Source organism: Ignatzschineria sp. PL_is040 (assembly GCF_055813795.1).
Map to the genome: position 1 here is coordinate 1 of NZ_JBVPGU010000006.1, position 24,832 is coordinate 24,832.

A 24,832-nucleotide genomic window follows, 5' to 3' on the forward strand; every position below is an offset into this window, starting at 1 on the left:
TAGTGTGGGAGATCCCATGTGAGAGTAGGTCAACCCCAGGGCTTCATTAAGAGCTCCTAGCTAATTAGCTAGGAGCTTTTTCTTTGTCTGGATTTTTTATTCTTAAGAAAGTTCGTGGAGCTGCGGGAACCGACTATATCGCTCTTTTTGCCGGTGCATGCCCGCTGGCCGGCATCTTTGATGCCTCTTGCCGGCACGTGATTTCTGGAAGAACGCGATAGTGAGGACCGGCAACGCAACAGCCTCTGTTGTTTCAATGAATCATTTTTATGATTCTTAAGAAGGTTCAGGAGCTGCGGGAACTGACTATTTCGTTCTTTTAACCGGTGCATGCCCGCAGTTTGGTAACTTCGATGTCCATTGCCGGCATGATATTGATGGAAAAATGGGATGGTGAGTTCCGGCACCTCATCAGCCTCTGTTTGTTTCAGGGTTTGAATCTATAAGAGGGCTTGTTGAGCGGCGGGAGCCGACTATATCGCTCTTTTTGCCGGTGCATGCCCGCCAATCGGCATCTATGATGCCGGGGTGATTTCATTCTTATTACTAGTGCATGCCCGCAGTTTGGGCATTTTCAATGCCTTTTGCCGGCACGCAGTATCTGGAAGAACGCGATAGTAAGACCCGGCAACGCAACAGCCTCTATTGTTTCAATGAATCATTTTGATGATTCTTAAGAGGATTCGTGGAGTGGCGGGAACCCACTACTTCATTCTTATTACTAGTGCATGCCCGCAGTTTGGGCATTTTTAATGCCCCTTGCCGGCACGTGATTTCTGGAAGAACGCGATAGTGAGGACCGGCAACGCAACAGCCTCTGTTGTTTCAATGAATCATTTTGATGATTCTTAAGAAGATCTGTGGATCGGCGGGAGCCGACTGTATCGCTCTTTTTACCGGTGCATGCCCGCCGGTCGGTATCTTTGATGCCCTTCGATGAGTGACTTGCTTTGTGTAGGTAGTAAAAAAACCTACATGGAAATGATCCGATGTAGGCTTTGAAGTGAATGCATTATAGTTAACGAATTTTATTGAGAGACTTTTTCGTAGCACTTTGATCTATTTTTCCAATGATCTTAACCATGCAATCTCTTCTTTCCAGATCGCCGGCTCGATGGTTTCTAAAATGAGTGGCATATTACGAAAGCGATCATCTTGCATGATATAGCGGAAAGGGGTTTCTCCTATCTCTCCTTGGCCTAAACTATGATGTCGGTCAACACGGCTTGCAAAGGCTCCTTTTGAATCATTGAGGTGGAGTGCTCTTAGATAATCGAAACCAATAATTTTATCAAACTGAGTAAAGGTCTCATCACATCCTTCTTCAGTACGAAGCTCATAGCCTGCGGCAAAGGCATGGCATGTATCGATACAGACGCCGACTCGACTCTTATCCTCGACATCTTCAATAATTTGAGCAATATGTTCAAAATCAAAACCTAGATTAGTCCCTTGGCCTGCTGTATTTTCAATAACAGCTGTGACCCCTTTTGTCTGATCAAGAACAATATTGATCGATTCAGCAATGGTCGCTAAACATTCTTTTTCACTCATCTTATTAAGGTGACTGCCAGGATGAAAGTTGATGAGCTCAATTCCTAATTGTTCACAACGTTGGAATTCATCTAAGAGAGCATTTCGTGATTTTTCAAGTTGCTCTGGATCATGGTGCCCCGGATTAATCAGGTAACTCGCATGGGGCAATATATGTTTAGGTGAGTAGTGGTAGACTTCTAGAAAACGTTTATAGTTGTCGATATCCCCTTTTTTTAGTGGGGGACCTTCCCAGCGGCGATTATTTTTTGTAAAAAGGGCAAAAGCATTTGCACCAATTTCATGAGCGTTTTTGACGCTATTTTGAACGCCTCCGGCAGCACTGACATGTGCTCCAATATAATATGTCATACTTAATCCTCTTCTAAAAATTCTTCTCTATTGTACGAAAAAATGAGCCGAAAAGGGGTATTTGCCCGATTTAATTCCTCAATCTCTGGGATTATAGGTAATGATCAGTTCCGGTTCTTTAGTTTCAGTATCTATCTCCTCTTTTTGGATTAAAAAACCATGGTGAAGATAGAATTGAACGGCATCACTATTTCTCTTATAGACTCGTGCTTCTAGAGGAGAGAATCGATTTTTGGCATCTTCAAGTAGGGTTGAACCAATGCCTCGATGTTGCATTTTAGGCTCAACAAATAGAGCCGCTAATCGATGTTGATAGTAGGCATAAAACCCGACAATTTCACGTTCAATAATCGCCATATAGGTATCTGCAGCAGGGAGATAAATATTGCAGACATCCTTCGCTTTAGAGCGCCAGTAAGATTCTGGAATAAAGTGATGAGCTTCAATAGAGGCATCTAACCAAATCTGAATAAGAGAGTGGAAATCTTCAGGGCGACTTAAGGGGCGAATCAGAATAGAGTTAGGATCGATCCGGTTCATCTCTGTAGGCTCGATTATGTCGGCGGTCGGTTTTGTATCTGTAGACATCAGTCCTCTTCCTGTTGTTTATAAATGAGATAAAAAAAAGCACCTCTTTCGAAGTGCTTCTATGAGAGTCGAGTAAGATCGAACGAATTCTATTTTACTCGCAAGATGACTCTTTTACTAGAGAGTTCTTATTGTTATGACTTCTTATTAAAGTCAGGATGGTTAACTTGACGATACTGTTGAATCGCTTCAGCAATACCTTCTCCCCCTACTTGTGAACGTACATATTGGGTACTAAATACTGCTCTTTCTGCTTTTGCTTCTGCTGAATTGTCATTGAGCGATACAATCATTGTGACAATAAATGCAATAGGAATAGAGAAGAGTGCAGGGTTGTTGTAAGGGATAATTCCATCGCCATTCCCTAAGACTTTACCCCAAACCTCAGGACCTAAGATAATGATAATCACTGCAGATGCTAAACCTGCCGCACCACCAATAACTGCACCACGTGTTGAGAGTTTTTTCCAGTACATTGAGAGGAAGAGGAGAGGGAAGTTTGCTGAAGCTCCGATTGAGAATGCAAGCCCTACGACGAAAGCAACGTTTTGGTTCTCAAAGAGGATCCCTAATAAGATTGCGATAATACCTAATGCAATCGTGGTATAGCGAGAGATCTTCAACTCAGTCTTCATCACAGGCTTCCCTTTCATGATTACATTAGCATAGATATCATGGCTAATAGCTGATGCGCCTGATAAGGTCAATCCCGCAACAACTGCAACTAAGGTTGCGAAGGTTACTGCGGACATAAAGCCTAAGAAGAGGTTACCACCAACAGCATGTGAAAGATGAATTGCTGCCATGTTATTGCCACCAATTAATGAGTCACCGCTCATATACTCCGGCACACCCATAACATAGACGATTGCACCAAAACCGATGATGAACATTAAGAGATAGAAGTAACCGATAAAGGTTGTCGCATAGAGAACTGATTTACGTGCTTCTTTTGCATCTTTAACAGTGAAGAAACGCATTAAGATGTGAGGAAGACCGGCAGTACCAAACATAAGACCAATTCCTAATGAGATCGCATCAATAGGGTTAGGGAATTGAAGACCGGGTTTCATAATATTGATACCATTGGGGCTCTTTTCAACAGCATGTTTAAAGAGTGTACCAAGATCAAAACCAGACCAGTAGAGTACAACAGCAGACATCACCGTTGCACCGAAGAGAATTAATACCGCTTTGATCATCTGTACCCAAGTGGTTGCGAGCATTCCTCCAAAGAGAACATACATCACCATCAAGACCCCAACGATCATTACCGCAAAGCCATAGCTTAAACCGAAGAGTAATTCGATCAATTTACCGGCACCTACCATCTGCGCAATGAGGTAGAGCAGAACGATTGCCATAGTTGAGAAAGCGGCAAGAATACGGATAGGGCGTTGTTTAAGGCGATATGCCGTCACATCAGCAAAGGTAAAGCGACCTAAGTTACGGAATCTCTCAGCCATAAGGAAGAGAATAACCGGCCATCCGATAAAGAATCCAAAAGAATAGATTAACCCATCATATCCCGAGGTAAATACCATCGCGGAAATTCCTAAGAAGGATGCAGATGAGAGATAATCCCCTGCTATAGCTAAACCATTTTGGAATCCTGAAAGGCCACCGCCGGCAGTATAGAAGTCGGAAGCTGACTTTGTCTTATTAGCTGCCCAGAAAGTGATCCAGAGCGTTGCAATAACAAAGACAAAGAACATAATGATTGCTGTCCAATTCTTCTCGCCTGCTTGTTGTGCAAAAGCACTGCTGAGAAGCGGCGATAATAGAATCGCGCTAGCTGTTAATGATCTATTTAAGCGTTTCATCTGCCGCCTCCTTAATTAAGTTTTCAGTCAGTGGATCATAGACTTTATTGGTACGGCTGGTATAGAGCCCCGTTAAAATCGTTGTCCAGATAATCAGGAAGAAACCTGCTAGAATTCCCCATGTGGTTACAGAATTTTTGGAGATAGGCATTCCTACAAAGTTAGGTGCAAATGCAACGGCAAGCATCAATAGGATATAGAGTCCTAGAGTGAGTGCCAGTAGCGTTAAACTAAAGGTCTGTTTTCTTCTGACTACGTCATAGAATTTAGGATTTTTACTAATCGCGATGGTCATTGCATCATAATCGCGTTGCGTATTATCCTGATTTGAATTGGACATAATATCCTCCTCGTATTGTAGATAGTGATGGTATTAAAAACGGTTACTTCAAATTGTTAATTTAATTTAATTTAATTTAATTTATTTCAACTCAACTCAACTCAACTCAGTTCAATCTAGTTTTGTTGTATTGATTGTTTATCGCTGTTCTGATTGATATTTTTATCCGCATTGCTCTGTTTGTAATCGATTTTCTCTGCGATGAATTCAATACTCCATGATCCATTAAAGGCGAGATATTAGATCATCGACCTAATCTCAGCCATCTATTATTTGAAATCTGTAAAGGAACATTCGGTTACAACTTTTAGGGGAAGATCATTCATGTGATCGCTCCTCCTCTTCTTCGCTGCTACTTCCTCTTTTCTTCTCTTGCTAAGGGTTTTTATAATCAAGTTTTAATCCTTAACTAGCTTTTAATAAGTTTTTAATAAACTTTGATCTAGTGTCTTAACCTAGATTTTTCATTAAATCTTTTTTTGATTTTAAAAAGGTTTCAGTAGCTGCTGATCACTCTTTGCGAACGTTTCTTATTTTGCCTCATTCAATCTCTCTATTGAGAAAGTGAGGGGGAGATATCGATTCGATGGAGTCTCCTTTCTCAGTTGCAAATTGTGATCTTACTCTGTGTCACTCTTACCGTTCTACTCTATGAGAATCCCTCTTATTGCAAGCGTCTGGTTATCAGATTTAGCATAGCGATGGGGAAGATCTTTCCGATAATTAATAATTACTTAGATCGATCTACCCAATCGCCTGCTAACACCTATATACTGTCTCCTGCCTGTGCTGCTCCGTCCTTTTTGGATCTCTATGCGCACATTTGTTCTCCTAGGGTGGATGAGTTAAAGCTATCACAGCTTTTTTTTTATAGCAACTCAGAAATAAAAATCGGGCACTAACTCCTCAATTAGAGAGAAGTTAATGCCCGATACAATATTATTTAACTTACTGATTTTTCTGTGATTTATCTTTTGTCGATCTTCGGTTTAGGTTTATATTTTAGATAACGCGTGAGAAGCGATTATCATTTTTACGTAGATAAGCATCAAAAACCATTCCGATGTTACGGATTAAGAGACGACCAGCATCCTGTACATAGTAGCGATCATTATCGATAATAATGAGCCCATCATCCTGCATTGCATTGAGTTCAGGAAGATCATCTTTGAAGTATTCTCGTGCATCAATACCTAAATCTTCACTCACTTTATCGAGATCCAATTTAAGGTTACACATAATCTCTGTAATCACATGGCGGCGAATCATATCATCTTGCGTCAGTTTTACTCCACGCATAATGGGAAGCTCACCACGATCGATCATCGCTTCATATTGCGGCATAATTTTGGCATTTTGCGCATAGATATCGCCAATTTGAGAGATCGAAGAGATACCCATTCCAACAAGATCACAATCTGAATGGGTACTGTAACCTTGGAAGTTACGGTAGAGTAACCCCTCTTTTTGGGCAATGGCTAATTGATCTGTCGGTTTGGCAAAGTGATCCATACCGATATAGACATATCCTGCATCCGTTAAGCGCTCAATCACCTGTTTTAAGATGAGTAATTTCTCTTGAGGGGATGGCATATCTTCAGGATTCATCTGCTTTTGTGTCTTAAAGAGATGGGGCATATGTGCGTAGTTGAAGACAGAGAGCCGATCAGGTGAAAGTTCAATCACCTCTTCGAGTGTCCGATTGAAACTATCGACCGTTTGGAAAGGAAGGCCATAGATGAGATCGAGAGAGATTGAATTAAAACCTGACTCGCGTGCGGCGGTTAAAGTTTCTATCGTAATCTCTTTCGGTTGAATACGGTTGACCGCGACCTGAACCTTCTCATCAAAATCTTGTACTCCCATACTTAAGCGATTAAAACCGATAGAGCGCAAGAAGCGAACGGTATCCGCATCTGCTTCACGTGGGTCGACCTCTATGGAGATCTCAGCTTCATCGTCAGAGAGGAGATTAAACTCTTCTCTGGTCTTCTCCATCAATGAACGCATCTCATCGTGAGAGAGGAATGTCGGTGTACCACCGCCCCAATGGAGTTGTTTTACGGGTGCACGATTACTAAAGAGCTCTCCTTGCATCTCCATCTCCTTAAAGAGACGATCGAGATAGGGTTGTGAGCGCTTACGATTATTGGTGATAATCTTATTACATCCGCAGTAGAAACAGATTGTTGCACAAAAGGGGATATGGAAGTAGAGAGAGAGCGGATTTTTTCTAGCATTAGATTCAGCTGCCGCCTGTTGATACTCTTTGCTCCCAAACTCTTCGGTAAATTGAACCGCAGTAGGGTAAGAGGTGTAGCGAGGACCCGCTTTATCGTATTTCGCGATGAGGGCTTCATTAAATATTTTATTTGTCATAATGCTCTATATTCTCTAATGATAAGCTTCTGCTCGAAGATTTATGAAGGGTGAAGATCTCATTAAAATAGCCTGATGATCTTGCTCACCCAGTATTTAGTGATGTTTTTATGGCTTTTAACTCATAATTTTAGCTTCATTATAACGTAAAGGAACGGATGATGATGCTTTTCTCCCGATTTCTTGAGCGAAGTGATCTAATTAGCGGTATACTTTTATTAGGGAGTCTCTCCCTGTATCAATCTGTTTTTTATGGTCATAAGAGGAGTCATTAAGATGCGCCGTACCAAAATTGTAGCTACATTAGGTCCTGCAACGGATAAACCTGGAGTTCTTGAGGGAATTATTAAAGCAGGGGTTAACATTGTTCGTCTCAACTTCTCTCATGGTGAGCATGAAGAACATAAGGCACGAGCCGAAGCGGTACGAGAAATCGCTGATAAATTAGGTGTTCGTGTGGGGATCTTATCGGACCTTCAAGGGCCTAAAATTCGTATTGAGAATTTTGTTGAAGGGAAGGTTGAGCTCGAAGAGGGGCAGGTCTTTGTACTCGATACCCAATTAGATGAAGATGCCGGCAATAATGAGCGTGTTGGTATCGCTTATAAAGAGTTGGTTAATGATGTGAAGATTGGCGATACTCTCCTATTAGATGATGGCAATATTATTGTAGATGTAACAGGCGTTACAGAGACAGAGATTCAGACTAAAGTAGTTGTTGCCGGACCTCTTTCAAATCGAAAAGGGGTTAACTTAAAAGGGGGCGGACTCTCTGCTGCAGCATTAACTGAGAAAGATAAAGAAGATCTCATTTGTGCCGCAGGTTTTAATACAGATTTTATCGCTGTCTCTTTCCCTAAAACTGCCGCTGATATCTTAGAGGCGCGTGAGCTGTTAAAAGCCGCAAACTCTAAAGCAGGTATTGTTGCAAAGATTGAGCGAACAGAAGCATTAGAGAATATTGATGAGATCATTGAAGCCTCTGATGCCATTATGATTGCGCGTGGAGATCTTGGTGTTGAGATCGGAGATGCGAAACTCGTTGGGGTTCAGAAACGTTTTATTAAACGTGCGCGTCAGCTTGATAAGGCAGTGATTACAGCAACACAGATGATGGAATCGATGATTGAACATCAATCGCCGACTCGAGCAGAAGTAATGGACGTTGCCAACTCCGTGCTTGATGGAACAGATGCCGTTATGCTCTCTGCAGAAACAGCTGTTGGGAAATATCCCGTTAGAACAGTTCGGGCGATGTCAGAGATCTGTCGAGGCGCAGAGAGTGAAGTTGAGTATGCACAAGGTTTGCAGGGTGGGTACTCATTAAGAGAAGAACCTTTTAAGTTTGAGCGTACTGATGAAGCGATTGCAATGTCTTCAATCGTTTTAGCCAATCACTTCGATATTAAAGCGGTTGCATGTTTAACGGAGACAGGGACTACGGCACTCTTGATGAGTCGCATTACGACGGATCTACCGATTTATGGTATTACCCGTAATCAAGATACCTGTGGACGTTTGACGATTTGCCGTGGTGTAACCCCAATATTCTATGATTTTAAACCTTCTCCCGATGATGAGATTCAACGTCAAGTGGTGAACGTCTTAAAAGCAGAAAATGCGGTGGAATCAGGGGATCGTATCTTAGTCACCTTCGGTTCTTTCAATTTCCAACAAGGTGGTACAAACTGTCTTCGTATTGTGACGATTGATTAATTAGCGGTCAAAAAAGTAGTGAGAATGAAAAATAGGTTGCGAAGTCATAACTTTTCATTATAATATTCATTCTTACCTATGGAGGTGTGGCCGAGTGGTTGAAGGCACCGGTCTTGAAAACCGGCAACGGGTTAAACCGTTCGTGAGTTCGAATCCCACCACCTCCGCCATATTAGAAACCCTTAGCAGATGCTAAGGGTTTTTTATATCTGCAATAAATTACTTAATGAGATCATATCTAATGGGGCACCGACGGGACCACCGACATTAAAACCTACGCGACTTGATGCAGAATGTGTCTTGTTATTACTTCGCGATAAATTATAAAAAGTTTCTCTATAAGTTTCTCTAGGATAGAGAAGTCAAATAGTTAATGAAGGAGAGATAAAGTTTTATGTAGATATTTATGCAAGAAAACAGTTGCAGAGTTTTAACTTTTCATTATAATAGCACTCTTACATAAATGGAGGCGTGGCCGAGTGGTTGAAGGCACCGGTCTTGAAAACCGGCAACGGGTTAAACCGTTCGTGAGTTCGAATCCCACCGCCTCCGCCAGATATGTCAAAAACCCTTGTTTAACTCTTTGAGTTGCAAGGGTTTTTTGTTGTCTTTTGAAAGTTGAGTGAAGAGTCTATCCCTCTGATTAATGACGCGCTTTGAGCCATTTTTCTTCGATTCTGCTATGATCTAATAATTAAATTCCCAAATTATTGGATCGTATACTATGTCAGAACAAAATTCTAAATCGCTTTATAGTGCACTCTGGGCGTGTGCCGATATTTTACGCTCGAAAATGGATGCAAATGAGTATAAGAATTATCTTTTAGGGATTATTTTTTATAAATATCTTTCTGATAATTTACTCAATTATGCCGTTGAGCTCTTAGAAGAGACGGCAGAAAACCTAACACAGGCGCAGGAGATCTACACAAGTGCTTACCATGATCCTGAATTAAAAGAAGATCTTATCTCGGCGCTTTATGACCAGTTCTCGTATGTTTTAAAGCCGGAATTAACATTCACTAAGCTGATCGAAGATGTTCATACGAATCAATTTCAGTTAGAGGATTTAGCACAAGGATTTAGGGATATTGAGCAATCTAATACGGCATTTAATAATCTCTTTGAAGATATAGATCTCTATGCTCGAAAATTAGGATCATCTCCGCAGAAGCAGAATGAAACAATCTCCAATGTGATGAAGGGGCTTGCCGGCATTAACTTAGGAGCGCATGATGGCGATGTTTTAGGGGATGCTTATGAGTATCTTATAGGGCAGTTTGCCTCCGATTCTGGTAAGAATGCCGGGGAGTTCTATACGCCACAACCTGTTTCAAGTCTGATGACAAAGATTGTTCTCCAAGGGAAGGAGAAGCAGAAAGGTTTTACTGTTTATGACCCAACGATGGGATCGGGCTCCTTGATGTTGAATGTTAAAAAAGAGACGGAGGAACCCGAAACAATCCGCTATTTTGGGCAAGAGATTAATACCTCAACCTACAACTTAGCACGTATGAATATGATGCTTCATAATGTGCCGATTGCGAATCAAAACCTCAACAATGGCGATACCTTATCAGATGATTGGCCGGTAGATGAGCCGACAAACTTTGATGCCGTCTTAATGAACCCACCTTACTCAGCAAAATGGAGTGCGGCAAAGGGGTTTTTAGATGATCCTCGCTTTATGGATTATGGTGTTTTAGCACCCAAATCACGGGCGGATTTTGCCTTTCTTTTGCATGGTTTCTATCACTTGAAATCTTCCGGCACAATGGCGATTGTCTTGCCGCATGGTGTTCTGTTCCGTGGTGGTGCAGAAGCGAAGATTCGCCAAACGCTATTAGAAAATGGCCATATCTATGCCGTGATTGGTTTGCCGGCGAATATCTTTTTTAATACCTCCATTCCCACAACGATTATTATCCTTAAAAAAGATTATACCAAGCGGGATGTACTCTTTATTGATGCCTCAAACGAGTTTGAAAAAGTGCGCACGCAAAATATTCTCACTGCCGAACATATCAACACGATTTTACAAACCTATGTGGAGCGTAAAACGATTGATAAATATAGTTATGTGGCAAGTTTTGAGGAGATTGTCGAAAATGAGTTCAACCTCAATATCCCGCGATATGTGGATACTTTTGAGCCGGAGCCGGAGATTCCACTTGCCGATATCTCCGCCGATCTTTTAGCCATCAATAGCGAACTGCAAAGCGCCGAGCAAGAACTCTTGGCCATGCTCGATGAGCTAACCGGCACAACTGCCGAAGCCGAAACCGAGCTGACCGCCTTTAAAGCAGCACTAAAAGGGGAATAAGATGGCGAAGGATAAAATGAATATTCCTCAAATTCGGTTTAAAGGATTTGAGGGTGAGTGGCAAAATTCAAAGTTGCATGATTTAGTGACTTCTATATCTGGTAATGATGGACGAAAAAATTTACCTGTATTGACCATATCTGCTGGGCAAGGGTGGATGGATCAAAAAGATAGGTTTTCTCAGGTGATAGCAGGAAAGGAGTTAAAAAATTATACTCTCTTGAGAAAAGAGGAGCTTTCTTATAACAAAGGAAATTCTAAATTAGCCAAGTATGGTGTCGTATTTTCTTTAAAAAATTATGAAGAAGCATTAGTTCCACGGGTTTATCATAGTTTTAAGGTTAAAAAAAATGTTAGTAGTTTATATATAGAATATCTTTTTGCTACGAAGAAAACAGATCAGGAGTTAGGTAAATTAATAACTTCAGGCGCAAGAATGGATGGGCTGTTAAATATCAGTAATACTGCATTTATGGGAATAAATATTTATAGTCCTTCTTACAAAGAACAAACCCAAATCGGTGAATTTTTCCAAAAGATCGATCAGGTGATTGAGCTACAACAAAAGGCACTCGATACGGCGCGCGCTTATAAACAATCGATGTTGCAAAAGATGTTTCCACAAAAAGGGGAAAAAGTTCCGCGTGTGCGCTTTGCCGGATTTAGCGGAGATTGGGAGGAGAAATATTTAGGAGATATAGCCAAAGTCACAATGGGACAATCACCAGATAGTGTGAATTATACTGATAATCCTTCAGATTATATATTAGTACAGGGTAATGCTGATCTACAAAATGGAAAAGTTGTTCCAAGAATTTATACTACTCAGTTAACGAAAAGGGCAGATAAAGGGGACATAATTTTAACTGTAAGAGCACCAGTAGGGGCTCTTGCTCTCACTGATTATGATGTTGTTTTAGGGCGAGGAGTTGCGGGAATTAATGGTAATAGTTTTATTTATTATTCATTAGAGTTTGCAAATATTTTAAAGTCTTGGGAGAAATTTAGTAGTGGGTCAACCTTTGATTCTATCAACTCATCGGATGTAAAAGGATTCGAATTATTGGTACCTAATAAAGAAGAACAAACTGCCATCGGCAATTTCTTTCAAAAGCTCGACCAAAAGATCGAACAGCAAGCGCAGAAACTCGTCACTTATCAACAGCTGAAAAAAGCAATGCTTCAGCGCATGTTTGTATAAAGGGGCGAAATGGATATCTATAAAATCAGTGCTTCTCATTTAGAGGCGATTAAAGAGCAGCCCTTTCAGCTTGAAAAAGAGATGCAGCAACTCTTTGAAACTCATTTATCCCTGCTGACCGGCTTAACATTGGTGAAATCAGAATTTCCGCTCAAGCAATTTCGTTTCGATACCTTAGCATTTGATCATGAGAAACAAGCATTTGTGGTGATTGAGTATAAGCGCGATAAAAATCAGAGCGTTGTGGATCAGGGCGTTTCCTACCTCAATGCTTTGCTGGAGTATCGGGATAGCTTAATTGTTGAATATAACGAGCAAAATCTTGGGAAAACGCTAAAGCGCAGTGATGTGGATTGGAGCCAGAGCCGGATTCTTTTTGTTGCCAATGCTTTTACCGATTATCAAAAAAATGCCACCAATTTTAAGAATTTAGGCATCGAACTGATTGAGTTTAAGCGTTATAAAAATGATCTATTAACCGTAAATTTTGTCGAGCGTTCTAAAAGTGCGCCGGCATTGCCACAATCTACGGCACCCCAAAAAGGTGAAAATGCGCCTTTAGCCAATATCACCAAAGAGATTGTTGTGTACGATGAGGATACTTTTTACCAAAGAGGTTCGGAAAAAACTATTGAGCTTTATGAGAGGTTTAAACAGGCCATTTTAAATCTCGATAATGAACTGCAATTGGTTTATACCAAGTTTTATGCGGCATTTAAAAAAGATAAAGGCAATATTGTGGATATTGAGATTCAAAAGAGAGCATTAAAACTCTATATCAATGCAGTTTGGGGAACATTAGATGAGCCTAAGCATATTTTCCGTGATGTGAGTCATATCGGTCATTATGGAAATGGAGATTATGAAATTATTCTGAAAAATACCGAGCAGTTGGAATATATCTTGAGTGTGATTAAGCAGCGGTTATAAAAGAGGATGGATAAAAAGTGAAGCGATTTACCAGTGAAAGAGAGATAGAAGATCGATTAATTGCGCAGTTGATATCTGGCGAATCACAATGGACTTATCGGTCGGATTTAACAGACGAGGCTTCGCTTTGGGAAAATTTCCGAAAGATATTACAGCAGAATAATCTCGCAATATTAGATGGGAATTTTCTAACTGAAAGTGAGTTTAACCAAGTTAAAAATCAGCTACAGTTTGCCAATTTTTTTGATGCGGCAAAATGGCTTGCCGGTGAGAATGGTATCGCAAAAGTTGAGGTAAGAAGAGAGGATGCCTCTCTAGGAACGATTCGGTTAAATGTTATCTATCGAGATCATGTTGCCGGCGGTAAGACGGTTTATGAAGTGGTCAATCAATTTGGTGCGGATAAAAAATCCGAGATTGAGCGTAATCGTATCTTTGATGTAACCCTCTTAATTAATGGTTTGCCGATGATTCATATCGAATTGAAAAATCGACAATATCCTTTTATGGATGGTTTTCGGCAGATTAAAAAGTATCTTAAAGAGGGGCATTTTACCGGCATCTACTCCACTTTACAGATGTTTGTCGTAAGTAATGCTTCAGAAACCCGCTATATTGCCGCTGCTCAGTTTGAAAAACTTAATTCAAAATTTTTGAGTAAATGGGTCACTGCGCAGAATAAACCGGTCAATGATTATATTCAATTTGCTGAGGATGTTCTCTCGATTCCGGCAGCACATCGTATGGTGATGCAATATTCAGTAACGGATAAGGATAGAGAGGCTTTAATTTTATTAAGACCTTATCAAATTCATGCCATTGAAGCCGTTAAAAGAGCCTCTTTTCAACAAAAGTCAGGCTATGTCTGGCACACCACAGGATCAGGTAAGACCTTAACATCGTATAAAGTCGCCTGTAATCTGCTCCATATCCCGGTGATTGACAAGACAATTTTTATCGTAGATAGAGTCGATTTAGATCAGCAAACGACAAGTTCATTTACCTCCTATGCCGAGTATGATCCTGTATCAATCGATGATACTGCGAATGTGAATGATCTTATTCAGAAGCTTGCAAGTGATGATCGTACTGTGGTTGTGACAACGATTCAAAAGCTCAATCATTTGATGCGTAGAATGGATCAAAGTACCGATAATCCTGAAGTCGGTGAACGGACTAAAAAGCGGTATGCGAAGATTAAAGCACAACGTTTAGCATTTATTGTTGATGAATGCCATCGTGCGGTAACGCCAGAGAAGAAGCGAGAGCTAGAGAGCTATTTTCACCACTCTCTTTGGTATGGCTTTACAGGAACACCTATTTTTAAAGAGAATCAGCGAGCCTCGTTAGGAAACCTCCCAAGAACAACTGAAGAACTCTATGGTGAACGATTGCATGCTTACACGGTAAAAGAGGCGATTAATGATGGTGCCGTACTTGGGTTTCAGGTGGAGTATAAACACACCTTTGATGATGTTGAACAGCGGCGGATTATTGAGCAACTTTACCCTGATAAAGATTATGAAGCTTTAGGTGAAATCGAGCGTGAGAAATTGATCCCAAGAGAAGCGTATGAAACAAAAGAACATTATTTAGGCGTTATCGATTTTATCGTGAATCAGTCTCGTGAGAAGCTAGGTTTTACGACAGAAGGAGGAGTTGGGCGAGCTTATGGTGCCATACTCACTGTTCCAAGTATTGCGATTGCACAGACTTATTATGATCTGCTTAAAAGCGTTATTGCCGGCAATGAAGATATTAAAGTGAGTTCTCGGGTTCGCCAAATATTGCCGGATTTCCCCAAAGTCGCTATTACTTATTCGATCTCCGAGAATGAAGAGAGCTCTATTGAAAATCAGGAGAAGATGAAAGAAGCCTTGCAAGATTATAACAAGTGCTACAACACAAACTTCACCTTAGAGACGATTAGAGCCTATAACCAAAATGTAAATGCTAGATTGGCTAGGAAGCAGACGCGCTACCAGAAAAGAAGCGAGCAGATCGATCTTATTATTGTGGTTGATCGCCTTCTGACAGGATTTGATGCCCCTTGTATTTCAACTCTTTTTATTGATCGTCCTCCGATGAAACCTCACGATATTATCCAAGCGTTTTCACGAACGAATCGGCTCTTTGATAAGAATAAGCGGTATGGACAAATTGTAACCTTTCAAACGCCTAAATATTTTAAACAGAAGGTGAATGAAGCGCTTTTTCTCTACTCTAATGGTGGGGAGAACTATGTTTTAGCGCCGATATGGGAGGAGGCAAAGCAAGTTTTGATAGAAGCGATTGAGATGCTTCGTTTAATTGCTAGAACGCCAGAAGAGATTGCCTCTTTGAACTTGGAGGAGAAGCGAGATTTTGCTCGGGCATTCCAGAAGCTCGATAGCTCTTTGAATTCAGCGATGGTCTATTTTGATTTCAAACCTGAAATGATGGGGAGCCTTTTTCCTATCAGTTTTAAAGAGATTGAGGAGTATCACGGCGTCTATGTCAATGTGTTAGAAGAGCTTCGAGAGAATCGTGAAACAGATGAAGAAGTAGAGCCTCTCGATATTGAATACGACTTACAAACCTATCGGATAGAAGAGATCGATTATCACTATATTATGGCGCTTATCCAGAAATTTATTCCAAAAGAGGATGCACCAGAAAGAGAGCATGCTGAAGCGATATCGGATCATGAAATTGATGATTATGTGGAAACATTGAGAGAGGAGAATCCACAGCTTGCCAATATTATGTCGCACTTATGGGGTGAGATTAAGACAATGCCGGCAGAGTTCCGAGGTAAGCGGGTTCAAGATCTTGTTTCTCAAAAGATCGATGAAAAAACGGATCTATTAGTTGAAGATTTCGCGAAAAAGTGGGCACTCAATCCCAATGATTTGAGATATATGGTGGCAAGCTTTGATCCCGACCTAGAAAAACAGCCGGGTGAAGAAGCTTTAAAAAACAGTGCTAACTTCGAGCAATATAAAGCCCAAACAGAAAATCCCGTCAGTAAACTCCGCTACTGGCGAACAGTGAAAGAGGCTTATACCAAGATGATTACAGAAGATCTATTGCCGTTGAGGGTGGGGTAGGTATTTTTGACCACTCTGCAAAAGCTGTTGCGGGCGCGCTCTAGCTGATCTTTATCACTACGCATATAGCCCTGATTAATCTGCGCTCGATACTGAAAATGAGATGATGCTCATTAATGTCACACCAATTGGCATGCAAGGTAGAGAAGAAGTGAACGATCTTGCCTTTACTGAAAACAATATCCGCACTGCTGCGATTATCTTTGATGTTGTTGCACTACCCGTTGAACCCCGATGATTCAACTTGCCCAAAGCCTTAATAAAGCGAGTATTCGTGGTGCAGATGTCGCTGTTATTCAAGCTTGAGAACAGTTTGTGCTTTACACTGGCGTTCGTCCATCTTTAGAACTCGTCAGGGAAGCATCCGCTTTTGCGAGAAGCCGAGCTTAGTTCTCAGTAAAAATCGTCAGATCGTGCGTTGTATGAGATGCTATCAACTTCGCACTCTCTGGATTAAGCCCTATCACCTTAACCGTTGCGCCTGAGTGAATAAATCGCATAATCACCTTATCGAGAGTGATAATCGCAGTCATATCCCAAAAATGAGCATTTCGCACATCGATAATCACCTCTTTGACCAACTCATTAAAATTAAACGCGTTAATAAATTTCTCTGCTGAACTGAAAAAAACTTCTCCGTTAATGATATAAGTTCTGCACCCATTTTCTAACGTTGTATTAGCCCCAATATTCAAAACCTTTTCAACTTTATAGGCAAAGAAGATCATTGAGAGAATCACCCCAATAATCACACCATAAGCAAGGTTATGAGTATAGACAACAACGGCAACTGTCAATAACATCACAACATTGGTAAAAATGGGCATTTTAGGAATCTGAATAATGGAGCGCCAACTAAAAGTCCCTATCGAAACCATAATCATGACTGCAACTAAAGCTGCCATTGGAATAATGCGGATAAGATCGGTTAAGAAGAGAATCATCAAAAGAAGATAAATACCTGCCGCAAATGTCGAAAGACGTGATGAACCACCAGATTTGATATTGATAATCGATTGACCAATCATCCCACAACCTGCCATTCCACCAAAGAATCCTGTCACCATATTGGCAATGCCCTGCCCTTTACATTCACGGTTTTTATTACTCGCCGTCCCCGTTAGCTCATCGACAATGGCACCTGTCATCATCGACTCTAATAAGCCCACAATCGTTAAGGAGATAGCATAGGGCAAAATAATCATTAATGTCTCTAGATTAAATGGCACATTCGGAATTAAAAGTGAAGGTAACGTATTTGACAATTGCCCCATATCTCCCACGGTACGAAGATCTAAGCCCAATATGAACACAATAATGGTTAGAATAATGATGCAAATGAGTGGTGATGGTAGGATTCGCCCAATCACAGGAATATATGGGAAAAGATAGATAATTCCTAAACCACACCCCACTAAAAGATAAACATACCAATTCACATTGGTCAGCTCAGGCAATTGCGCCATAAAGATCAGTATTGCAAGCGCATTCACAAATCCCGTCACCACAGAATTAGGCACAAATCGCATTAATGAGCCAAGTTTTAAGTAACCTGCTATTAATTGAAAAAAGCCTGTCAAAATAGTTGCCGCAAAAAGATACTCAAGTCCATGCTCTTTAACAAGCGTCACCATCAGCAGCGCCATGGCACCAGTTGCTGCGGAGATCATCCCAGGCCGTCCACCGGCAAAAGCAATCACAATTAACATCGTGATTGAAGTGAAAATTCCAATCTGAGGATCAACTCCCGCAATAATCGAGAAGGCAATCGCCTCTGGAATAAGCGCAAGTGCTACCACTAAGCCTGAAAGAAGATCTCCTCGAACATTCGAAAACCATTGATTTCTAATCGCTGTAGACATGATTAAACCTTTTTTGAATTCACAGAAAAACATGATGAATATTCTATTCATCATAAAAACCGATCAATATCGGATTAAAGTAGAGTGCTATTCAATCAAGGTGGAGTAATCATTATAAATATTCAAAGTGGTTTCATTAAAGTTGGCTAATGATAACAATTTTTTTCATAAGCTACTACAATCAAAAAGAAAATACCCATAAATGAGCATTTCCTATATGTGCAATTCGTAAGCTTACCGTCAAGCGCACAGTTCATAACTAGAGACTTTTTCGGTTAATTGTTTTTAAATTCACTGGGAGGTAAATTTCCCAGTGATTCATGAGGTCTTTCTTCGTTATAACTTAACATCCAAGCCCAACTATGAATGTTCAACAGACCCTAGTTAGTTTTGTAAGTTCTCATTCTTTAGGTGTAAGAAAAGGGAGCATTGTTTACACTTCCTGTTTAAAATAAGGGGTTGTCCGAGTTAACTAACCCATCAACGCTCTAATAAGGCGTTTTAACTGCTTTAGCTGGTTTTGATAACCACTGTTGTTAAAACGCCACTCACATCCCTTTAAATATAACTCAAAATGGTCTTTGGGAATGCCATTAAATTTTCTCATATGTCTCTTAGCTTGATTCCAGAAATTTTCAACTCCATTAGTGTGATTATGAGATTCTGCAAACAATTCACTATGGTTTATTCGATAGTGTTTAAATTCACTCACATCCAGCGCATTGTAGCTTTTAAATGAATCACTATAAACGATGCTATCAGGGATAACTTTTTTCTCAATAATAGGAATTAATGTTTCAGATTTAGCATTAGGAATAATCTTTGCATAGACCATTCCTCCGCGTTTTAGTAGACCAAAAACAGGTGTTTTACCTCCAGCACCACGACCTCTTTTGCCTTTACGAGAACCTCCGAAATAAGATTCATCAACTTCAATTTTTCCTTCGAAAAGCGTGCTTTCAAATTGCTTTTGATGCTCATAAATAATCAAACGTAAGCGATGAAAATAGTATGCTGAAGTATTCTTATTAACTTGTACCAATTCAGAGGCACATCTTGCCGTTGTACCTGCAACAAAATGTTCAATTAAACGATCTTGTTTATACTGGCTTAATCTACTTTTTCTCATACCTAAATAATACCTTAAAATGCATTATCTAGGACAGCCCCTAACTTTTTCTTTTCTTCAGGAGCGAGATGGTATCCTTGAGGCAGATTAAAGCGCGTTAGATCAAATTTTCTGATCGATTTTTTTAAAGAGTATGAAGGAGTTATATGATTGAGTTGATCAAAGTGGTCTCTATCGGAGTGATGATGCTACTCCCTTTAGCCAATCCCCTCACCGCTATTGCGATGTATCTTGGGTTATCGAGTCGAATGTCGATTGAAGAGCGGAAGAAGACCGCTTCTCAGAGTGCTTTCTATACTTTAGTGATTCTTCTGACTACTTGGTATCTTGGGCACTTTATTATGAGTGTGTTTGGAATTTCGATCCCCGGCTTGCAGATTGCCGGCGGTATGATTGTTGCTTTTATCGGCTTTATGATGCTTTTCCCTCCGGCAAAGCAGGGAGATGAGACGGTAGAGTCGGCAGGTAAGAGTAGTAGTATCAGTTTTGTTCCATTAGCGATGCCGGCAACGGCAGGACCCGGCACCATTGCCTTAGTGATTAGTACCGGCTCCACCTTCCATACTAGTAGCCATATTTCTGAGTTTGTCTATCTAATTGCGCCCCCGATTGTGTGTTTCTTGATCGCGATGCTCCTCTGGATCGGCCTTCGTAGTGCATCGACCATTATGCGCGTATTAGGGGAGAAAGGGATTGAGGCGATCTCGCGACTGATGGGCTTCCTTCTTGTCTGTATGGGTGTGCAATTTGTGATTAATGGTATTTTGGCGATTATTCATCAATATCAGGGGTAGGATTGAGGATATCAAACTTCCTCTGCTATGCTCCCATTTTTCTACTTGCGAAAATAAAAAAAGCCTAGTCATCTGACTAGGCGAAAGTAAGTAGGTATTTAAAGGAGGAATAAAATACCGTCATTCTAATATGGGGATGATTATTCCTTTTCAAAGAGCGGTGTTGAAAGATATTTTTCACCGCTATCGGGAAGAATCACTACAATCTTTTTACCCTCATTTCCTGGGCGATTTGCGACTTCTACCGCTGCTTTAATAGCGGCACTTGCTGAAATTCCGATCAATAGCCCTTCTGTCGCGGCGACCTCTTTTGCTAATTCAAAAGCACCGCTATCGGTGATAGTGATCACTTCATCATAGATTGCGGTATCGAGTGTTTCGGGGATAAAGCCGGCACCAATACCTTGGATTTTATGAGGACCTGCTTCCCCTTTAGAGAGGACAGGAGAAGATTCTGGCTCTACGGCAATCACTTGAATCGCAGGATTCTGCTTTTTAAGATAGCGCCCAAGACCGGTGATTGTTCCGCCCGTGCCGATGCCGGCAATGACAATATCGACCTGACCATCGGTATCGTTCCAAATTTCAGGACCGGTTGTCTCTTCGTGAACTTGTGGATTTGCTGGGTTGACAAATTGCCCTAAGATGACGCCGCCCTCAATCTCTTCTGCAAGCTCATCTGCTTTGGCAATGGCGCCCTTCATTCCTTTAACACCTTCTGTTAATACCAACTCAGCACCGTAAGCTTTTAGAAGATTGCGACGCTCAATACTCATTGTTTCCGGCATTGTTAAGATGATACGATACCCTTTAGCGGCGGCAACAGAAGCGAGTCCAATGCCGGTATTTCCGCTGGTGGGTTCAATAATCACCGATCCCGGTTTCAAGATACCTGCTTTTTCTGCGGTGTCGATCATAGCATAAGCGATACGATCTTTAACGCTTCCGGCAGGATTGAGATACTCTAGTTTTCCAATGAGTGGCGTTTTAATACCTTTCGATTTTGAAAAACGATTGAGTGCTAAAAGGGGGGTATGGCCGATAAGATCGGTTAAACTTTCATAAATTTTTGTCATCTTCTCTTCTCCTTGAGACAATCAATGGTTGCTTATAAGGTGCTTGTAGATGCAGATTGCGCTTATAAAAGAAAACCGCTATTGACGAATGATAAGCATACCATTATTATATGTTTACTCTATATAGTGTAGAGTATCAGGATCTGGAAATAGTTGTCAATTAATATTCACTGAGGAGTTTCTATGAAGTTATCCGCAAAATCTCGTTATGCATTAGCATCGCTTGTGAAGATGGCATTAGTCCATGAGTCTCAGCCTGTCACTACAGTTTTAGAGATTGCCGAAGATTTAGAGATTTCTAAAATCTATTTAGAGAGAATCTTCTCAGAACTGCGTCGGGGAGAAGTTGTCGGTTCGATCAAAGGGGCTCAAGGGGGATATTATCTCATGCGAGCACCTAAAGAGATTACGCTCTATGACATTTTAAGTAGTGTTGAGCCGGCACTCTTTACGGAAAATGATGCCACGGTGGAAGAGACCGCCCACAATATTGAGCGTGCTCTGCTTGAACAGGTCTATCGCCCTATGAGTGAAGGATTGATGAAGATTTTAACCAATATTAAGTTGTCCGACATTGCTTTAGAAGCACAAGAGGAAGAGGGCAACTATATGTATTATCTCTAACTTTCTTAGAGGTTATTTATAAAAAAATGCGCCCGGTAAGGCGCATTTCTCTTTTAATGATTCTTTCAAATTGATTAGCCAATAATCGCATGGGGATAGAAGCGTGAAAGATCTTGGGTAATCCGAGAGTGATCTTCACGAATATTGAGTCCACAAGCGGTATCACCAACGATCCAACTTCCTACGACAACATGATTGCCATCAAAAACGGGCAGCGGCTCATAGGCTTGAATAATGGAGCCTTCGATGCCGTAAGGGCCATCTGCACTCTCTAGGATTTTACCATCGGTGATGATCTCAACATTTGCCCCTTCTCGAGAGAAGAGTGGTTTCTTCACATAATCAGTGAGTATTTTTGCTTTAGGATCATCGGCAAAATAGGTGGGCAGAAGATATTGATGGTTAGGAAACATCTCCCATAAGAGGGGGAGAAGCGCTTTGTTAGAGAGAATCGCTTTCCAACCTGGCTCTAGCCATAAGGTCTTATTCATATCGAGATAGCTCGCAAAATCTTCCCCTAACATAAATTCCCAAGGATAGAGCTTAAAGATCGCTTTGATCGGATCATCATCGAGATCGGTATATTCCAATTCGCTATTGATGCCAATCTCTTCAATATAGAGAAACTGAGTCGCTAAACCGGCTTCTTGTGCACAATCTTCCAGATACTCTACCGTCCCTCGATCTTCATCTGAATCTTGACAGCAGCTAAAGTGAAGTAACTCCACTTGATGATAGGCGCGTAACTCTGAAAAGCGAGAGATCAACTGCTCTTGAATACTATTGAATTGATCGGCGATCATCGGCAGGTTTTTCGCTTCAATCTGCTCTTCTAGCCAGAGCCATTGGAAGAAGGCGCTCTCATAGAGAGAAGTGGGGGTATCCGCATTATATTCTAAGAGCTTAAGGCGTCCGGCACCATCGTAGGCAAAGTCAAAACGACCATAGAGTGATGGGGCTTTCTGCTCCCAAGAATCTCGAATAAAGCGCCAGCTTTGAGGCGGAATCTGAAATCTTTCCAGCAGTTTTTCGCTCTTAATCACTCTCTCAACCGCTTGAAGCGCCATCTGGTGAAGCTCTTCTGTGGCCGATTCAATCAGTTCAATCTCTTTAAGGCCAAATTGATAGTAGAAATCTTCACACCAGTAGCGCTCGCCATACATAGTATGGAAGTTAAAGCCATACTCTTCAGCTTGTTGTTGCCAATGGGGGCGTTCGGTAATAGGGATGCGTTTCATCGCTAGCCACCTACACTACGACGAGTATTGCTTCCCGAAGCCGATTTTGCCGGCGCCATATTCTGTTTAGAGACCATCTGGCCAAAACCACCACGGCGCAGTGTCTGTCCTGCTTTTCCGGGTCTTAAATCTGTCGGATTGACTTTAAACTTTGTTCCTGGTTTGACATTGCCAAAGTTTTTGCCACTAGAATCGAAGAATTGCCCTTTATTCGGACCTGCTTGAGGCGAGTAGAGGGGCTTATGGGCATTAAATCCACCCATCATTTTACCAAAGAGGAAGCCTGCCATAAGGGGCATCCAGAAGCTTCCGCTCGATTGTGCGCTATTCTGTTCTTGATTGAGTGGTGCAACTTGACAACCTGCTTCCCCAAATTCAGCAATACAATCCTCTCTTGTCGCAAAGCGAGGTGCGGTATCGAGCGCTTCTTGTTGTGCTTGTGCAAAGGTTGTTTCACAGAGCGATTTTGCATCGGGATTGTAACGCACACACTCTTCAACGTTGCGATACATGGAGACCTCTTCCTGCTGTGCGTTACTATCATTACATGCAGCAAGGAAGAGCGTAGAGGCGACAATGACTGCAAGTGGTTTGAGGCGAAGTGATCGCTTTTTACGGAATCGATCAAGATTAACGGTTGTAGTACGTTTACGCATTTTTGCTCCTAAAATCTAGTTGTTGAGATAACTCAATGATTGAATATCTATCTGCTGAATATCTATTCAACTTTTTATGTATACCGTTTCTATTTTACCCAATTTTAGAGGGAATAACTCGATATATAGCGATTTTTCATAATAATGGGAATCAAAATGTGTAATTGTCTGATCATCATTGTGATAACTTCTTCGGCATCATTGATGCCGACCTGCGGGCATGCAGTGGTGAAAAGCGCGCGATAGTCGATTTCTGTGGCTTTGCTGATGATCTTATTTATTGAAACATATTGAAACAAAAAAGCTGAACGATTGCCGGATCTTACTATCGCGTATTTCCACATATCTCGCGCCGGCAAGTGGCGATTTTCAATCGCCAGCAATTATGGATAGTTCAATGATATTAATCTCGGCATTGAGAATGCCGATCTGCGGGCATGTAGAGGTGAAAAGCGTGCGATAGTCGATTCCAGTGGCTTTGCTGATGATCTTATTTATTGAAACATATTGAAACAAAAAAGCTGAACGATTGCCGGATCTTACTATCGCGTACTTCCACATATCTCGCGCCGGCAAGTGGCGATTTTCAATCGCCAGCAATTATGAATACTTCAATGAGATTAATCTCGGCATTGAGTATGCCGATCTGCGGGCATGTAGAGGTGAAAAGTGTGCGATAGTCGATTCCAGTGGCTTTGCTGATGATCTTATTTATTGAAACATATTGAAACAAAAAAGCTGAACGATTGCCGGATCTTACTATCGCGTATTTCCACATATCTCGCGCCGGCAAGTGGCGATTTTCAATCGCCAGCAATTATGAATACTTCAATGAGATTAATCTCGGCATTGAGAATGCCGACCTGCGGGCATAGAGTGGTGAAAAGAGCGAAATGGTGGGCTCCCGCCTTTCAATGAATCTTCTTAAGAATTGTTGATTGAAAAAATGAGTCGATGAGGTGCCGGATCTTACTATCGCGTATTTCCACATATCTTGCGCCGGCAGGTGGCGATTTTCAATCGCCAGCAATTATGGATACTTCAATGATATTAATCTCGGCATTGAGAATGTCGACCTGCGGGCATAGAGTGGTGAAAAGCGTGCAGTCGTCGATTTCTGTGGCTCTACAGATTTTCTTATTTTGGTTGATAAAGTGGT

At 41.2% G+C, this 24,832-nt stretch carries 20 protein-coding genes and 2 tRNA genes; 11 read left to right on the forward strand and 11 right to left on the reverse strand.

Annotation, left to right across the window (positions count from 1 at the left end):
• The first annotated feature begins 83 nt into the window (after window positions 1-83).
• On the forward strand, window positions 84-221 hold the full coding sequence (locus tag AC0SAP_RS07685; protein WP_473383752.1) for a hypothetical protein: 138 nt from the start codon (window positions 84-86) through the stop codon (window positions 219-221).
• Between the two features lie 838 nt (window positions 222-1,059).
• Here the strand turns inward: AC0SAP_RS07685 and nfo are convergent.
• From nfo to hemN, 5 genes are all read right to left on the reverse strand, one after another.
• Window positions 1,060-1,905: a deoxyribonuclease IV gene (gene nfo / locus AC0SAP_RS07690; RefSeq protein ID WP_473383753.1), complete on the reverse strand. Its 846-nt coding sequence runs from the start codon at window positions 1,903-1,905 to the stop codon at window positions 1,060-1,062.
• A gap of 78 nt (window positions 1,906-1,983) precedes the next feature.
• Complete coding sequence (locus tag AC0SAP_RS07695; RefSeq protein WP_473383754.1) at window positions 1,984-2,493, reverse strand: GNAT family N-acetyltransferase; 510 nt, start codon at window positions 2,491-2,493, stop codon at window positions 1,984-1,986.
• 134 nt (window positions 2,494-2,627) lie between these two features.
• Window positions 2,628-4,316, reverse strand: coding sequence for a cation acetate symporter (locus AC0SAP_RS07700; protein WP_473383756.1), 1,689 nt, complete (start codon window positions 4,314-4,316; stop codon window positions 2,628-2,630).
• Window positions 4,300-4,656, reverse strand: coding sequence for a DUF485 domain-containing protein (locus tag AC0SAP_RS07705; protein WP_473383757.1), 357 nt, complete (start codon window positions 4,654-4,656; stop codon window positions 4,300-4,302). The genes AC0SAP_RS07700 and AC0SAP_RS07705 overlap by 17 nt, the downstream gene beginning before the upstream one ends.
• 1,002 nt (window positions 4,657-5,658) lie before the next feature.
• The gene (gene hemN, locus AC0SAP_RS07710) at window positions 5,659-7,035 is read right to left on the reverse strand and encodes an oxygen-independent coproporphyrinogen III oxidase (protein ID WP_473383758.1); all 1,377 of its coding nucleotides are present in this window, start codon (window positions 7,033-7,035) and stop codon (window positions 5,659-5,661) included.
• A 276-nt stretch (window positions 7,036-7,311) separates the two neighbouring features.
• Here hemN and pyk point away from each other — a divergent pair, with 276 nt between their 5' ends.
• From pyk to AC0SAP_RS07745, 7 genes are all read left to right on the forward strand, one after another.
• Complete coding sequence (pyk, locus tag AC0SAP_RS07715; RefSeq protein ID WP_473383760.1) at window positions 7,312-8,751, forward strand: pyruvate kinase; 1,440 nt, start codon at window positions 7,312-7,314, stop codon at window positions 8,749-8,751.
• A gap of 80 nt (window positions 8,752-8,831) precedes the next feature.
• Window positions 8,832-8,921 (forward strand) — tRNA-Ser (locus tag AC0SAP_RS07720).
• Window positions 8,922-9,216: 295 nt separating this feature from the next.
• Window positions 9,217-9,306, forward strand: a tRNA-Ser gene (locus AC0SAP_RS07725).
• A 169-nt stretch (window positions 9,307-9,475) separates the two neighbouring features.
• Window positions 9,476-11,074, forward strand: a complete 1,599-nt coding sequence (locus AC0SAP_RS07730) for a type I restriction-modification system subunit M (protein ID WP_473383761.1) — start codon at window positions 9,476-9,478, stop codon at window positions 11,072-11,074.
• A gap of 1 nt (window position 11,075) precedes the next feature.
• Window positions 11,076-12,275: a restriction endonuclease subunit S gene (locus tag AC0SAP_RS07735; RefSeq protein ID WP_473383762.1), complete on the forward strand. Its 1,200-nt coding sequence runs from the start codon at window positions 11,076-11,078 to the stop codon at window positions 12,273-12,275.
• 9 nt (window positions 12,276-12,284) lie between these two features.
• Entirely contained in the window at window positions 12,285-13,205 is a 921-nt protein-coding gene (locus AC0SAP_RS07740) for a hypothetical protein (RefSeq protein WP_473383763.1), read from the forward strand.
• A gap of 17 nt (window positions 13,206-13,222) precedes the next feature.
• Complete coding sequence (locus tag AC0SAP_RS07745) at window positions 13,223-16,294, forward strand: type I restriction endonuclease subunit R (protein WP_473383765.1); 3,072 nt, start codon at window positions 13,223-13,225, stop codon at window positions 16,292-16,294.
• Between the two features lie 386 nt (window positions 16,295-16,680).
• On the opposite strand, the gene AC0SAP_RS07750 is transcribed toward AC0SAP_RS07745, so the two are convergent.
• From AC0SAP_RS07750 to AC0SAP_RS07760, 3 genes are all read right to left on the reverse strand, one after another.
• The gene (locus AC0SAP_RS07750; protein WP_473383766.1) at window positions 16,681-18,156 is read right to left on the reverse strand and encodes a SulP family inorganic anion transporter; all 1,476 of its coding nucleotides are present in this window, start codon (window positions 18,154-18,156) and stop codon (window positions 16,681-16,683) included.
• Between the two features lie 275 nt (window positions 18,157-18,431).
• Entirely contained in the window at window positions 18,432-18,530 is a 99-nt protein-coding gene (locus AC0SAP_RS07755) for an integrase core domain-containing protein (RefSeq protein ID WP_353623233.1), read from the reverse strand.
• A gap of 98 nt (window positions 18,531-18,628) precedes the next feature.
• Window positions 18,629-19,285 carry an IS1595 family transposase gene (locus tag AC0SAP_RS07760; protein ID WP_473383768.1) on the reverse strand — a complete coding sequence of 219 codons (657 nt, stop codon included), beginning with the start codon at window positions 19,283-19,285 and terminating at the stop codon, window positions 18,629-18,631.
• Between the two features lie 146 nt (window positions 19,286-19,431).
• Between AC0SAP_RS07760 and AC0SAP_RS07765 the strand changes: the two genes are divergently transcribed.
• Window positions 19,432-20,079: a MarC family NAAT transporter gene (locus tag AC0SAP_RS07765; protein ID WP_473383770.1), complete on the forward strand. Its 648-nt coding sequence runs from the start codon at window positions 19,432-19,434 to the stop codon at window positions 20,077-20,079.
• A 140-nt stretch (window positions 20,080-20,219) separates the two neighbouring features.
• On the opposite strand, the gene cysK is transcribed toward AC0SAP_RS07765, so the two are convergent.
• Complete coding sequence (gene cysK / locus AC0SAP_RS07770) at window positions 20,220-21,155, reverse strand: cysteine synthase A (protein ID WP_473383771.1); 936 nt, start codon at window positions 21,153-21,155, stop codon at window positions 20,220-20,222.
• Between the two features lie 183 nt (window positions 21,156-21,338).
• Here cysK and AC0SAP_RS07775 point away from each other — a divergent pair, with 183 nt between their 5' ends.
• A complete protein-coding gene (locus AC0SAP_RS07775) occupies window positions 21,339-21,779 on the forward strand; it encodes an RrF2 family transcriptional regulator (RefSeq protein WP_094568346.1) in 441 nt (146 codons plus the stop codon).
• A gap of 74 nt (window positions 21,780-21,853) precedes the next feature.
• Here AC0SAP_RS07775 and AC0SAP_RS07780 read toward each other — a convergent pair whose 3' ends face one another.
• On the reverse strand, window positions 21,854-23,017 hold the full coding sequence (locus tag AC0SAP_RS07780; RefSeq protein WP_473383772.1) for a glutathionylspermidine synthase family protein: 1,164 nt from the start codon (window positions 23,015-23,017) through the stop codon (window positions 21,854-21,856).
• A gap of 2 nt (window positions 23,018-23,019) precedes the next feature.
• A complete protein-coding gene (locus AC0SAP_RS07785; RefSeq protein WP_473383773.1) occupies window positions 23,020-23,673 on the reverse strand; it encodes a DUF1190 domain-containing protein in 654 nt (217 codons plus the stop codon).
• A 497-nt stretch (window positions 23,674-24,170) separates the two neighbouring features.
• On the opposite strand from AC0SAP_RS07785, the gene AC0SAP_RS07790 reads away from it, so the two are divergent.
• Window positions 24,171-24,353 carry a hypothetical protein gene (locus tag AC0SAP_RS07790; RefSeq protein WP_473383774.1) on the forward strand — a complete coding sequence of 61 codons (183 nt, stop codon included), beginning with the start codon at window positions 24,171-24,173 and terminating at the stop codon, window positions 24,351-24,353.
• Window positions 24,354-24,832: the final 479 nt, after the last annotated feature.